This is a genomic window from Geodermatophilus ruber (assembly GCF_900114385.1).
Lineage (GTDB): Bacteria > Actinomycetota > Actinomycetes > Mycobacteriales > Geodermatophilaceae > Geodermatophilus > Geodermatophilus ruber.
Genome location: NZ_FOSW01000010.1, coordinates 73,419 through 87,289, shown reverse-complemented (window position 1 = coordinate 87,289; position 13,871 = coordinate 73,419). Strand labels below are relative to the sequence as shown.

9 protein-coding genes are annotated in these 13,871 nt (G+C 73.1%); 2 read left to right on the top strand and 7 right to left on the bottom strand.

Annotation, left to right across the window (positions count from 1 at the left end; genetic code table 11):
* Position 1: 1 nt before the first annotated feature.
* From BMZ50_RS16175 to BMZ50_RS16165, 3 genes are read right to left on the bottom strand one after another with little or no spacing between them, the layout of a single operon-like run.
* Positions 2–925, bottom strand: a complete 924-nt coding sequence (locus BMZ50_RS16175) for a PGN_0703 family putative restriction endonuclease (protein WP_091326539.1) — start codon at positions 923–925, stop codon at positions 2–4.
* Entirely contained in the window at positions 922–2,232 is a 1,311-nt protein-coding gene (locus BMZ50_RS16170; RefSeq protein WP_091326536.1) for a DUF6884 domain-containing protein, read from the bottom strand. The genes BMZ50_RS16175 and BMZ50_RS16170 overlap by 4 nt, the downstream gene beginning before the upstream one ends.
* 8 nt (positions 2,233–2,240) lie before the next feature.
* Positions 2,241–3,884, bottom strand: a complete 1,644-nt coding sequence (locus tag BMZ50_RS16165) for a nuclease-related domain-containing DEAD/DEAH box helicase (protein ID WP_091326533.1) — start codon at positions 3,882–3,884, stop codon at positions 2,241–2,243.
* A 228-nt stretch (positions 3,885–4,112) separates the two neighbouring features.
* On the opposite strand from BMZ50_RS16165, the gene BMZ50_RS16160 reads away from it, so the two are divergent.
* Together BMZ50_RS16160 and BMZ50_RS24565 are read left to right on the top strand one after the other, a co-directional pair.
* On the top strand, positions 4,113–8,930 hold the full coding sequence (locus tag BMZ50_RS16160; protein WP_218146298.1) for a DUF4011 domain-containing protein: 4,818 nt from the start codon (positions 4,113–4,115) through the stop codon (positions 8,928–8,930).
* Positions 8,893–9,441, top strand: a complete 549-nt coding sequence (locus BMZ50_RS24565) for a DUF3320 domain-containing protein (protein ID WP_218146297.1) — start codon at positions 8,893–8,895, stop codon at positions 9,439–9,441. The genes BMZ50_RS16160 and BMZ50_RS24565 overlap by 38 nt, the downstream gene beginning before the upstream one ends.
* A gap of 153 nt (positions 9,442–9,594) precedes the next feature.
* Here BMZ50_RS24565 and BMZ50_RS16150 read toward each other — a convergent pair whose 3' ends face one another.
* From BMZ50_RS16150 to BMZ50_RS16135, 4 genes are all read right to left on the bottom strand, one after another.
* Positions 9,595–10,344 (bottom strand): matrixin family metalloprotease, encoded by a 750-nt coding sequence (locus BMZ50_RS16150; RefSeq protein ID WP_245753678.1) that lies wholly within the window; start codon positions 10,342–10,344, stop codon positions 9,595–9,597.
* Positions 10,345–10,731: 387 nt separating this feature from the next.
* On the bottom strand, positions 10,732–10,941 hold the full coding sequence (locus BMZ50_RS16145; protein ID WP_091326523.1) for a hypothetical protein: 210 nt from the start codon (positions 10,939–10,941) through the stop codon (positions 10,732–10,734).
* Positions 10,942–11,101: 160 nt separating this feature from the next.
* Positions 11,102–13,327, bottom strand: a complete 2,226-nt coding sequence (locus BMZ50_RS24560) for a YDG/SRA domain-containing protein (protein ID WP_218146296.1) — start codon at positions 13,325–13,327, stop codon at positions 11,102–11,104.
* A gap of 154 nt (positions 13,328–13,481) precedes the next feature.
* Complete coding sequence (locus BMZ50_RS16135; RefSeq protein ID WP_218146295.1) at positions 13,482–13,829, bottom strand: nucleotide pyrophosphohydrolase; 348 nt, start codon at positions 13,827–13,829, stop codon at positions 13,482–13,484.
* Positions 13,830–13,871 lie beyond the last annotated feature (42 nt).

The following is a 13,871-nucleotide window of genomic DNA, read 5'->3' as shown; positions in this document are numbered from 1 at the left end:
GTCACTCGCCGACGTAACGCCGCCGGAAGTCCCGGCTCCACGCGGCGAGCTCAGGCACCCGGTCTGCCGCTGACGCGAGCTCCCCGTGGCCGATGAAGCGGACCGTTGTCGGCATGTCGCCGCGGTCGGCGTCCAGTGCGTCGACCGCGGCGCGCGCCGTCGTGTCGTCGTCCCGAGCCAGGACGACCGTCACCGCCTGGTCGAAGATCGGTGACCCGGTTGCTCCGCCGCGCCGGACGCTCTCGGTGAGCAGCACGTTCCGCAGCAGCTGCCGCGTCGGGAATCTCCCGAGCCGCTCGAAGGCGCCCTCCGCCATGCCGAACTGTCGGCAGAAGCGGTCGTACTTCCGGTCGGCGTCGGCGTTCTCGGGGTCGCGGCTGAAGTTGTCGACGTACTTGGTCTCCACCGCCACCAGCAAAGTGCGGCCGTCCGCCAGCCGGGTCGAGACCACAGCATCGAACGCGGACCGGTCGTCCAGGTGCTTGCGTCGCTCAGGCGCCCACTCGCATTCGATGCCGTCGATGGCCCGGTGGCCGACTCGGACGGGTACCAGCTCGGCGATCTCGACATCCAGCAGATCACTCAGGACGCGGACTGCGGCATCGCGGTGCGTCCTCAGGTGCCCGAAGACACTGAAGGCCAAGGGCATGGAGCTCAGCATGTTGGTGAACAGGCGGGTCTTCTCCAGCTGTCCGCCTTCGGCCTGAACGGCTTCGGCGCGCCGCTCGGCGTACTCGGCGGCCTCCTCGCTGAGGAAGTTGCGTCGCCAGTGCTCGGCCGGCAGGTAGTTGCCGAGAGTCCGACCGCTCCGGTCAGTCCCGGCGGGGAGGCCGAGCACCTGCCCGCGGAACTGCGACTGTCGTCGCCGCTCGCGCCGCGTGATCGCGTTGTCCGATGCCACGTGTGCGATGTCGGCCGTCGTCATACCGTCTCCTTGAGGGCCGACCGCAGTCGGCTGAGTGTCTGTCGCAGCGGCGTGCGGGCCACGCCGCTCAGGTTCAGCGGCGGATCCGCCACCTTCAGCAACTCCGTCTCGCCCGCGCTCACCTCGTCGGGCTCGAGCGGCAGGACGGCGACGCGCAGGTGCTCGTGCATCCAGGCGCTCAGCTCGGCCTCGGTGACAACTCGCCCGGCCGCCGCTGAGAGACACGCGGCGAGGGTCAGCCGGAACGTGGAGAACGACCGGTTGCCTCCGAGGTGCATCTCCGCGACCCGGCCCCACAACGTGTTCGTCGAGGACGACCCGTTGGGTCGCACGCCTCCTGCCCGACCGGCGTAGACGAGTCCGGGATCCACCAGGTCGCCGAGAGCGGCGGAAAGTGCGTGGGCTCCCTCGGCATCGACCCACCAGCTGTAGAGCCCGGGACGGTCGACATTGGCGCGTCCCGCCGCGAGGAAGTCGGCAGGCGCGACGGCGTGCTCAGGGTCGAGCAGCCAACTGACGTCGGGGATGACGTACGGATCTCGTGTCAGTGGGATGTCGTCGGCCGCCGGCGTCCGGGCATACCAGGCCAGCCGCTCCCCTTGCCGGAGCCCGGCGAGTGGCTGGTGCAGCGTCGCTCCCGCGGCGGCGAGGGGAGCCGCGAGCGGGTCGCAATACGTCCGGCCGGCGTGGACCTCGACCACAGCACCGCGCAGGTCGTGACGATCGGCGAGCTGGGCAACCACCCACGCGCCCCACGCCGTCCGGTACTCAGTCGAGCGGTCTCCCAGGTAGACGTCGTAGGGAGCAACCACCTCATCAGGGTCGAGCAGGCCCCACTTGGCACTCAGCACATACCAGGGCAGCCCAGAGCTGCGAGCCAGGTCCCGCGCCTTGCCGAAGGCACCTCCGGTGAACAGCTCGGCCGCCGGCCGAGGGGTTGGGGCCTTGGAACTCGAGCAACCGACGAGGACGACGCGGAGCGACGACGTGGCGGCCTCCGCGCCGTGGTGCGTCGATGCAGGGGTCGCTTCCGGAAGCGGCTCGGGAGCCGGCTTCGGAGAGGTCCCGGACGGGCCCCACTTGCTGGTCCGGAGACCTAGACGCTGAAGTTGGCGCAGCGCCGTGTGGGAGGTGAATTCGGTTCGCTCAAGACCGGTGGCCAGCGCGAACACCTGCTTCGGCGGCCAGTGCACGCCATCGACGTCCACCCAGTGCTCACGCACGGCGTCCGGAGTGACACCCCGCAGAGCGGAGCGCACGGTCCCTGCGTCCAGCTCGCAGTGGACGCCGTTCAGGATGAAAGCCACGTCGCTCCTCAACCCGCAACCGACTTGGACAGGCGATGGGCCACCGCTTCGCCGCCGACGCGGCGGATGAGCTCCGCGTCCCCGCAGACGACCAGCAGGTCGCGGGCGCGGGAGAGGCCGACGTACAACATCTCCCGGGCACGGGCCTCGTCCCGGAAGCCGTTGACCGCCAGCACGACGGCCGGCCGCTCGAGCCCCTTGAACCCGAGGACGTGCCCGTAGAAGAGGTCGTCGTTCTGCCAGTAGGTCGCCCAGTAGGCGTCCTGCCCCTCGGCCTGGCGCTCGACCTGCACCGGATGCCGCCGGTGCGTGGTCAGCAGGGCCAGCGATTCCGGCGGCCAGCCCTCCTCGAGCAGCGCGTCCGCGACGTCGTCGGCCGCGCCGATCGCCTCCTCCGAACTGCAATCCACGAAGCGCACCGGCACGCCGGGCAGCCCACGGGCCTTCATCCCCGGCGCCAGACTGGAGAAGGTGCCGGCGATCTGCTTGGTGTTGCGCAGGTTCTCGATGAGGGGAAACGACTCCAGGTCGACGGTCGGCCGCCCCTGCCGCGCGAAGATCCGCTGCCCCTCGTCGGAGAAGACGTAGAGCGCCCCCTTCTCGGGGTCCCGCAACGCCGCGAGGACGGCGTCCCACCAGCTCTCGGCGAAGTCCTGCGCCTCGTCGATGACGATCGCGTCGAAACGCTCCGACTCCGGCAGGGCCCCGGCCAGCGACACCATCTCGGCCGGCAGGAACTCCTCCCAGTACCGGCTGTCGTCGTCCGACCCCTGCAAGACACCCCAGCCGATGCCGAGGTTGTGGAAGGTGCCGACGTAGTGCGGCCGCTGACGCTTCGGCAGCTTCTCGACCCGGCGCCTCAGGAACTCCGCCAGGCCGCGCGAGTAGCACATGAGCGCCACCCGCTGGCCGTCGGCGGCCAGCCGGCGAGCCTTCTCCACGGCCAGCCAGGTCTTGCCGGAACCGGCGCCTCCGGTGATCTCGACCCGGTGCCGCCCGTCCAGGAAATCCAGCAGCTTGGCCTGGTCCTTGGTCAGCAGGTCGCAGGCCGCCTCCCGCTCGGCGAGCCGCGCCAGCAGGTGCTGCTGGGGGATCGCCGTCCCGGCGAGGCAGTCGACGAGGTCGGCCACGTCCTGAGCGGTCGGCGGCTCGGGTTCGTCGCGGACCTTCTGCAGCGCCGCACGGATCCGCGCGGCGGCGTGCGGGATGTCGGTCTTGTCGATCGCCATCCAGCGGGCCAGGCCGGGCGCGATGAACTCCGCGGGCAGCGTGGTGGCCGGCACCGCGACGAGGTGCGCGGCGCGCGGGCGGCCGGCGGACCAGCGCGGGTGCTCCGCCAGGTAGTCGCAGAGCAGGTACTTGCACGCGACCGCCTGGTCGACCGGGTGGATGACGCGGTCGACGCCGTCCCCGATCTGGCGCCACTCCCCGCGCTGCAGCGAGACGCTGCCGCCCTTGACCTCGACGACGGCGACGCCGACGCCCGGCCAGGCGACGATCAGATCAGCCTCGCGGTCCTCTCTGCCGTCGCTGAAGCGCAGGTTGCAGAACAGGACAGCGTCGTCGGGCAGGTTCTCCTGCAGCGCCTCGACGAACAGCTGCTCGGCGGGCGAGCCGAACACCGGCTCGTCCGGATATCTGCGCGCGGTCACATCTACTCCCCCGTTGGTCACAGCTCCCGCCCGGCAGCCTGACACCCGCGGGCCCCGGTCCCCGAGATCGGCGCCCCGTGTCCCTCCCGGGTGTCGCCTCCAGCTCGTCCGCAACTCCGTCGCGACCTCGCCTTCCCGGGCTCGGCGGCCCTCCGCGGGTAGACAGGATTCATGGGCAGTCCCCCGGGAGCCGGTCCCCGTCCGGCTCCGCCGCCCGTGGGGATCGACGTGACGCCGACCCCCGTGCTGAGCCTGGCGCTGGCGGCCGGTGGGGTGCCGGTGGTGTCCCGCCTGGCCCTCACGTGTGCGGGCGAGCCGGTGCAGGCGGCGTCGGTCACGCTCTCCGTGCGGACGGCGGAGGGTCCGCTCGGCCCCGACGCCGAGCTGCGCGTGGACCTCGAGCCGGGGCGGACGGTCGTCGTCCCGGACGCCGGCCTGCGGCTGGACCCGGCGGTGATGAGCCGGATCGGACGGGGGTCCGCGGGGACGATGGACGTGGAGGTGCGGGACGGCGACCGGCTGCTGGCCGACCGGAGCGTCCCGGTGCGGGTGCTCGCTGCCGGCGAGTGGCCGACCCTCCCGCGGCCGCTCTCCTCGGAGCTGCTCGCCGCGCACGTCCTGCCCCAGCACCCGGCGGTCACCGCGCTCGTCGGGGCCGCCGCCGACATCCTCGCCGCGCGCACCGGGGATCCGGCGATGGCGGCCTCCGCAGCCGACCCCGAGCGGATCGACCAGGTCGCCGGGGCGGTCGTGGACGCCGTGCGCCGCCGGGGCGTCCGCGCCGCCGGGGCGGCAGAGCGGGGCGAGCTGGGGCGGCCGATCCGCTCGCCGGTCGCCGTCCTCGAGGACCGCATCGCCACCCCGCTGGACCTGGTCACCGTGCTCGCGGCCGCCCTCGAGCAGGCCGGGCTGGAGCCGCTGCTCTGGCTGACCGCGGACCACGCCTTCCTCGGCTACTGGCGCGAGCGCGACCGCACCGGCGGCGCCGTCACGCCCGACGTCGCCGCGCTGACCGAGCTGGTCGACCGCGGGCGGATCGCACTGGTCGAGCCGGCGCTGCTGACCGACGCGGCCGGGCCGGCGACCTTCGGCGACCTGCACCGCGCCCCCTACACCGCCTGGCTGACCGGCGACCTGCTCGGGGTCCTCGGGGTCACCGATGTCGTCCGCGCGCGGCTCGCGGGCATCGCGCCCCTCCCCGTCCGGATCCGGGGGGCGGACGGGGAGGACACCGAGGTCGGCTACGACCCGGCCGTGCACAGCCGGGCCGCGACGCGGCGGGCGTCGGCCGGGCGGTGGCGGTGGCCGGGCGGCGACCCGCGGCGCCGGCTGCTCGACGTTTCCCCGGACTCCGGCCTGGCCCTGTCGGTGCCCGGGGACGACCTGGCGCCTCTCGCGGAGCTCGTCGTCTCCGGGGCGCCGGTGACGCTCGTGCCCTCGAACCGGCCGCGCCAGGTGCCGGCCGGCGCACTGCTCGAGGACGCGGCGGTGCGGGCGGGTGTCTTGGCAGCCGACTATCCGGCCCGGCTGCGGGAGCTCGCCGCGCGGGCCCGGACGGCGGTCGCCGAGACCGGCGCCGTCGACCTGCACCTCTGCCTCGGCAGCCTCGTCTGGGAGCTCGACGGCAGGCCGGTGCGCTCGCCCCTGGTGCTGGTGCCGGTGGTGCTCTCCGGTGATCCGGATACCGGCGCCTACCGGATCGCCCTGGCCGGTGCTGGTGCCGTCACCCGCAACGGCGAGCTGCTGGACGCGCTGCGCCGGGTACACGGCCTGCTCGTTCCGGAGCCGGAGCCCGGCGGGAGCCGGCTCGACCCGGTAGCCGAGCTGGAGGCGGTCGCCCGCGCCGTCACCGGTCTCCCCTGGCGCGTGCAGCCGACCGCCGAGCTCGCGTTCCTGCCGGTGGCCGCGTCCCGGCAGCTGCGGGACCTCGCCGCGCACTGGGCCGACTTCGCGCGCAATCCGCTGCTCGCCGCGCTGGCGGCGCGGACCGCCTTCGCCGATCCCGTTCCGGAGCCCGCCCGCGTCGACCTCGACGAGCTGGCGGCGCGCTGCCCGCTGCCGGCCGACGCCGACCAGCTGCGCGCCGTCGCGGAGACCACCGCGGGCCGCACCTTCGTGCTCGAGGGCGCCCCCGGCACCGGGAAGTCGCAGACGATCGCGAACCTTGCCGCCCGGGCGGTCGCCGAGGGCAGGCGGGTGCTCGTGGTGGCCGGGAAGCGGACGGCGCTGGACGTCGTCGCCCGCCGGCTGGAGACCGCCGGCCTCGGCAGCACGGTGCTCCCCCTGCACCGGCCGGCCACCGTCAGCGCCGCGGCCCCGGCCACCGGGGAGCACGGCGCCGATCCGGAACGGCGGCACGCCGCCCGCCGAGCCCTGGCCGACTACGCGCGCCGGCTGCACGAGGAGAACCGGGCCGGGCTGTCCTACTGGTCGGCATGGGCCGGGATGCTGGCGGCCGGGGACGACGTCCCGGCCCTGCCGGTGCCGCCCGGGTTCGTGACCAGCAGCTCCCCGCAGACGGTGGACCGGCTGCGCCGCACCCTGGGCGAATTACCGGGACCCGCTGCGGGGGCCGGCCCCCGCTCCCGCTCCCCGTGGGGGTTCCTCGACGACCCCGACGCCGATCCGTACGAGGTGGCCCAGGCGGCGGTCGCCGTCGACCGGGCGGTCGCGGAGCTACCGGCCGATGGTCCGCCGGCCGCCGTCCTGGCCGAGGTGCGGACGCCGGAGGACCTGGACGCGCTCGCCGCCGTCCTCGCCGCCCCCGCCGTTCCGCTCGACGTGTTCGACGCGACGCGGACGGCGGGCTGGTCGGCGAGCGCCGCCGCGGTCGGCGCCCGGACGGCCGCCTTCCCCGCCGCGCATCCCGTGCTCGCACAGGCGACTCCGGCCGTGCTCGACCTGCCCCTGGCCGAACTAGCCGCCGCGGCGCGGGACGCCGCCGCGGCGAACCCGCTGGCCCGGCGCCGGCGGCTGCTGGCGGTCCTCGCCCGGCTGGCGCCGGGGCTGCGGGCGGACGCCGAGGTGGATCCCCACGAACTGCCGCAGCTGACCGCGGCGCTGCGGGAGGCGCAGGCCGCCGCCGGCGAGCTCCTGGAGCGGGCCGCGGCGGTCCCGGGGCTGGCGCCGCCGTCCGGGTGGACCCCGCTCACCGACGGCGGGTTGCTCGCCCGCCGGGTGCAGGAGCTGCGCCGGGCCGGCACGGCGGTGGCCGGGTCGACCGGCTTCTCCCGCGTGCTGCGGGAGGCGGCCGTCGGGCCGGCGCCCGCCGCGGCGGTCGCGGTCGCCCGGCTCCGGGACGCCGTGGAGGTGCTGCTGTCGGCCGGCCGGACGACGTCCGAGCAGCTCGCCGCCTGGGCAGGCCCCGACGGCCTGCCGGCTCGGTGGCGGGCCACCGCGGAGCAGCGGGATGCCGACCTCCCCGGGCTGCCCGCGCTGCGCGGCTGGCTCGACCTGCTCGACCGGCTCCAGTTGTTCCGCGCCGCCGGGCTGGAGGAGGCGCGGGAGGTGCTGCTCGCCGGGGCCGTGCCGGCCGAGGACGCGGCCCGGGCGTTCGCCCGCGGGCTGGCGGAGACCGCGATGGCCGAGCGCCGGGCGGCGACCGGGCTCGACGCGTTCGACGGCGAGGAGCACGAGCGGACGCGGCGGCAGTTCGTCGCGGCCACCCGGGCGGCCCGGGCCGCCCGGGTGGCCGGCGCGCGGGGGGTCTGCGTGCTGGCGAGCCCCGACGCCGTGGCGCGCCTGCTCCCGGCCGGCGAGCGGTTCGACCTGGTGGTGTTCGACGAGGCGTCCCGGCTGCCGGTGGCCGCGGCCGCCGGCGGGCTGGGTCGCGCGCGGGCAGCCGTCGTCGTCGGGGACCGCCGGCAGCTGCCGCCGCCGGACGGCGCGGAGGGCCTGCTGGCGGCCTGCGCGCGGGCCGGCGTGCCGCGGCTGGAGCTGTCGTGGCACTACCGCAGCCGGGACGAGGCGCTGATCGCGTTCAGCAACACCGCTGTCTACGGCGGCGGGCTGAAGAGCTTCCCGGCGCCGTCCGAGGGGACGGGGATCTCATTGGTGCGGACGGACGGGACGTTCGTCCGCACGGGGCGGCTGCGCGGGACGAACCCGGGCGAGGCCGCGGCGGTCGTGGCCGAGGTGCGGCGACGCTTCGCCGCCGTATCGGACGCCGTCCCGTCGCTGGCCGTGGTGACGCTGACGCCCCAGCAGCGGTCGCTGGTCGAGGGGATGCTCCGCGACGCCGGGGACCGGCTGCTGGTCGAGGCGCTGGACGCCCCTGACGGAGTGTGCGTCACGGACGTCGAGCACGCGCAGGGCGACGAGCGCGAGACCGTGCTGCTCTCGGTGGTCCTCGGCGTGGACGAGCGCGGCGTGCCGGCACCGGACGTCGGGCCGCTCGCCGGGCCGCGGGGGCCGCAGGCGCTGAATGTGGCGGTGACCCGGGCGCGGCGGGAGGTGGTGGTCTTCTGCTCGTTCGACCCGGCGGCGCTGCCGGCCGAGGAGACGTCGTCACCGGGGATCCGTCTGCTGCGGGCCTACCTGGACCTGGCGGCGCTCGGGCCGGCTGGGGTTCCGCGGGACGGACGCACCGTGCGCCTCCCGGACCCGCACCGGGAGGAGATCGCCGCGGCGCTGCGTGCCCGCGGGCTGGCGGCGCGGACGGACGTCGGGCTGTCGGAGTTCCGGATCGACCTGGCGGTCGCCCCGGCTCCGGGGGCGCCGGAGGCGGCGGTGCTGCTGGACGGCCCGGCGTGGGCGCGGCGGCCGACGGTCTGGGACCGCGACGCGCTGCCGGCCGACGTGCTGGCCGGCCGGCAGGGGTGGGCGCGGGTCGAGCGGGTGTGGCTGCCGGCGTGGCTGGCCGACCGCGAGGGCGTGCTCGACCGGCTGGAGGTGGCCGCCCGGGACGCCGCGGCGCGGACCCGGGAACGGGGCGGCGCCGGCGGAGCCGGCCGCCCCGGTCCGAACCGCGGCCCGGCCCGCGGTGGCCCCGGCCCGGCTCGAGGGCGAGGTGCCCTTCCGGCCGTGGACGCCGGAGCCGGCGGGTGACGCCCGGCTGCTGGACCTGCTGCCGTCCGCGACGGCAGCAGCGACGGTGCGCCGGGTGCTGGAGGAAGGGCTGCGGGCCGAGGGGCCGGTGCACGCGAACCGGCTGGCCCGGCTGACCGCCTGGGCGTTCGGGATCGACCGCGTGCCCGCCGCGCTGCGGGAGTCGATCCTGGCGGTGCTTCCCGAGTCGGCCACCGCCGTCGGCGAGTTCCTGTGGCCGGCGGACCTGCACCGCGCCGGCTGGACCGGATTCCGTCGGCAACGCTGGAGCGCCGACCGCCCCCTGGAGCACATCGCGCCGGAGGAGATCGGAAACGCCATGGTGGCGCTGTCCCGGGCCGGGGCCGGCGGGACGCGGAACGACCTTTTCCACGCGAGCCTCGCCGTCTTCGGCCACCGCCGTCCGCACCCGGTGCTGTTCCCGTTGCTGGAGGTGGCGCTGAGCCAGGCGCTGGTCGAGGACCGGCTGACCGACACCCCGTCCGGTCTGATCCCGGCTGCGCCGAGATAGTGCCGGCACGTCGAGCGGCGCCGCGGCACGACGGGCTCAGGCGCCGAGGTCGGCCATGGCGTGGACGGCGGACACCACGCGTGAACTCGAGGGAGACATGGCAGCTATTCGCAGCCTGCTCGCCAAGTATCCGTACTGAGGCCGGGCTCGTCGTCAGACGCCTGGCACACATTCGCCTCGTCCGAGTTCCACCAGTCCGGCGAGGTCCCCGGCGGCGAAGTCAACCACGGTGCTCGTCGTCGGGTACATGAGCTGGCCGGTGTCGGACACGTGGTCGAGACCGACGAGATGGCCGAGCTCGTGCAGAAGGATCCCGCGGGCCACTGCCGTCCCGGCCTCGTCGGCGAACATGCGGCTGAATGCCGCTGCATCCAGGTCCACGGTTCCCGTGACGAACACCTGCGGTCCGGCCGGCGGCGACACCGCGGTGCTGCCCGCGCGACCGGCGACGTCCGTGGCGAACTCCGGAGACTCCGCCTCGGTCTGCCACGAGACCAGCACAGGCGCCCACCGGTCGCCGTAGCGGTCGGGCTGGAAGATCTCCCGCTCCTGCGACGGCGCCTCGTCGGTTGGACCGTCGTACACGAACTGCAGCCCGGTCACGTTCGCCATCCGTGCGAACGCCTCGTGGACGAACCCGTCTCCGCCCGCCGGAGCGTTGTCCGGCCGGATGACGTAGTGGATGGGCCGGCACGGGTCGTAGGTCACTGGCCGCTGCCCGTCCTCCTGCACCGCGACGAACGCGTGTGCGCCTCCATGGGCCGGGGCCGCCATCGGAGTACCGAGTGGAGCATCCGCCTCCTCGAATCCAGGTGTCGGCCATGCGGCCCGTGCCCCACCTGCCCCGCTGCCGCCGAGGTCAAGGGGGTCGAGCAGTGCGGCGGCGAACATCAGCCCGAGCACGATGGCGAGGAGGACGGCTCGGCGTCGTCTGCGGAGAGGTCGTGCGCCAGCCGTCGGTCCAGCAGGCGACCAGGCCCGCCACGGGACGGCGACGTCGCGCCTACCGCTCGCCTCGTCGAGGACCCACTGGGGGACGCGGCCAGTGGGTGAGGAACGCAGCCCATCGGGGACACGTCCTCGCCCAGAGTCAGGCTGCACTGGCGATCCCCCTGCAATCCGTCCGCTGATCCGACTGGGGGTCCTATCGGCCTGTTCCGCGAGACGGTTGAGCGGTGGCCCCGACCGTGGGCCCTCGAACGGGCGACACGGTGACGTAGTTGGAACCCAGCTGGTCTTCCGTGCCCTCTGTCGCCTTCGCCCGGCGCGGTGTCGCCGCGGAGGCCGATCTCAGCCGAGCACAGACGCCATCTCGACGAGCCGACACAGCGCGTTGACCTGACGCAGCTGCTCGGGCGTGCGGACCGCGGCGTCCAGCAGCTGCTCGCTCATCACGACGACGGCCAGCGCCTTGGCCCGGGACACCGCCACGTTGAGCCGGTTCAGGTCGTAGAGGAAGGAGACCCCGCGGGGCGCGTCGTCTGCGCTGGTCGACGTCATCGAGTACCCGGGGCACTTCAGCTCGACCGAGTTCCACTACAGGGACATCTGCTCACCTTTGGATGCCCGCCCAGTCCGTCGACCGAGCCAGCGCCTCGCTAACCGATGCTGGGGTGACGTCCCATTTTGGGACCGTGTTCAGCTTCAGTCTGCCGAGTCCCTAATAGCCCCACCGCTCGCGATGGGCCTTCAGATGGGCAAGGTCGATGGGGTGCCTTGCATGCTTGGTGAGAACTTCGATGACCGCCCCATGGTGATCGTGGACCTTCAGGTCGTCGCTTACGTAGATGCCCCCCTGGTCGAACAGCGTGTGGTGATTCGGGCAGAGACACAGGATGTTGTCGACAGTGTCCGGACCGAGGTGCGGCCTTCCCAGCGCTCGAATGTGTGCACCTTCGGAGACTGAGCCACCAGGGATCTCCAGCCGTGTGCCGCAGACCTGACACGCGTTCTCGTACAGCTTCTTGATGAATACGGAGACCTTCGTGTCTCGGATGACCCGAGTAGTCACACCCTGGGCAACCTTCGGCGTCTGCCGCCCACCTGGAGCGTTCTCCTGAGGGACGTACGGAGTCGACTCCTGGTCCGAAATGCGCACCAGCCGGAACTGCCAGACCCGGAATCCGCTCTTGCCGAGCTTGCTCCAGTGGTCAGCTACCCGATAGAGCCCGTCATAGCGGTAGCCAGTGGCCGGTGAGTGCACCGGGTCTCCCTTGGCTCCCCGCACAACGCGGACCGGAAGACCGAGGTTCTGGCTCGTAACAAGGCCCGCGTTACCTGGCTGGTCAAGTGTCTGATCAGCGATCTGCTTGCCGCTCGCTGGATCATTCCCACCGGCTCCGGTGTAGATGATCTCGTGGCCGTCGTCGTAATCGTCTTCGTAGCCACCGCTGACGACGATCGAGTCGCAGCCTTCAGCTCGTGTGCCACTGATTCCGCCCTGAAGCGGTCGGTGCACACCCGCTGCAGCGACCTCGGCACGCGTCGCCCAGGTAGCACCGGCGGGAACACCAGGAAGCTCACCGAAGTACCGGTCCTTCGCCGCACCGGGCCGTGCAGCGACATCCTGCTCAGACGTCCTTGCCGCAGACCCGGTCGACTGCTCGGCGGGCGGCTCTGAAACAGATGCGGCACCTTCGGCGCCCGGCGACCTTGGAGCGCGAACGAGCGACGCAACTGGCGGAGATCCGTCGATCGAGACGTCTTCACGAGTGGCCAGCACTGCGCCGACGAAGGAGCTGCGATGTCCCAGCGTCGGCACGTCGATCGTCACAGCGCCGTCCCGACGCAGGATGTCGAGTGCGCGCTGAACGTCGGAGATCGGCACCGGCTGGCCTTGCGGCGACCGCTCCGTGGCGACGATGACGACGGCTGGCTCCACCCTGAGGACCCGGTTCACCTGACCGGTCGCCGTCCTAAGCCGCCGACCCACGAGCTCGGTGAGGACGGTGACGGCCTCGCCATGTACTCCTGGCTCCGGAGCTGGCGCCGAGAAGAGGGACGCCATGGCGGCTTGCAGCGCAGCGTGACCGGCCAGCGGCGTAGTCAGCTTCTCGATGGCGCGCTGACGGAAGGCCGGGTTGTCTCGAACGAGGCGGTGGACCTCGCGGGTCAATCCGGCGACTGGATCCTCACGCCGAACAAAGTCCCTACCCCCGCGGCTGACCGGACCGTCCGGCTCGGGAGACAGCTGCCACCAGGGAGACCTCCGCAGGGCAAACCACGGCAGCTCGGGGTCTGGCGCACTCTCGCCCACCGCGAAGGGCGCAAGGAGAGCGCGCAACTCGTCACGCGCAGACGAGAACGACCGCAAGCGGTCACCACCGCGAACCGCTTCGGCGGTGGCCCACAGGAGGACGAGCTGCTGGTACGGCGCGGGCCGGCCCAGCTGACGGTCGACCTTCAGGTCGTCGAGCGCTTGCAGAAGTGGGTGATCAATCGCCGTCGGCTGCGAGGACGCGGCGGCGTTCAGCTGGCCGTGGGACCGGTAGCTCTCCGAGAGCAGCACGGTCAGCCGCTCAGCGTGCTGGGAGTCGACGCGCGGGAAACGCGGCAGCTGGATGGTGCCTATCCCGAGGGTCCGCTCGATCTCCGACCCGGACATCGCCACGGGTTGCTCGGGCTCGCCGAGTACTTCGATGGGGATGAGCGCGACATACCGCTCAGGGTCTGGCCACGGGACGTCATCCACCCCGCCTGGACGGCGCGCGTCAGCGGTGACCCGACACCGAGCGAGCCATCCCTGCTGGGAACCCCAGATGAACAGCTCGTCGCCTTCGCGGACGCCGAGCGCTGTCGGTGTGTTAGAGCCGAAGAGAGATGTGCGTTTGCAGATCTCCCAGTTGTCCCGCTGCTCGAAGGAGATCGATCCGACCCAATGCGTCACTCATCCGCGCCGTCCGGTGTTCGCAGCGGGTGAGGGCATGTCCTGACGGAAGCCCGTTGGGCCGTGCTCGCGATGCCGACGCTTGCCACGCCGGCCGCTCCACTATGCGGAGACTTCTGCACTCAGGACGCGATGACACTCCGGACAGATGTGCTCACGTCTTGGTGGGCGCCACGCTCCGGTGGTCGTCCGGCGGAAAGCGTTCCTCGTTCGCTCGGAGCTTCGACGCGGCTGCCTCGGCGAGGTCAACACCAACCACGTCCGCCAGGCGCAACAGGTACAGCAGGACATCGGACAGCTCTTCCGCCAGCCGGCCGTGCATGGGCTGCGAGCGAACGGCGTCCACCTGTTCCTCGTGGGGAAGCCACTGCAGGAGCTCGGCCAGCTCCCCCACCTCGCCGACCAGCGCGAGCGTTAGTGACTTGGGGTCGTGGAACCGTGCCCAGTCGCGGGCCTCGGTGAAGTGGCGCATACGACTGGTGAGGTCCTCGATGTCCGACACGGACCGAGTATCAGCACGGGCCCGGCCGAGCTGCCCAACTAC

Excerpts from the sequence above, each read along its gene's own strand:
- BMZ50_RS16175 (WP_091326539.1), bottom strand. The coding sequence starts at position 925 with ATGACGACGGCCGACATCGCACACGTGGCATCGGACAACGCGATCACG.
- BMZ50_RS16145 (WP_091326523.1), bottom strand. The coding sequence starts at position 10,941 with ATGACGTCGACCAGCGCAGACGACGCGCCCCGCGGGGTCTCCTTCCTC.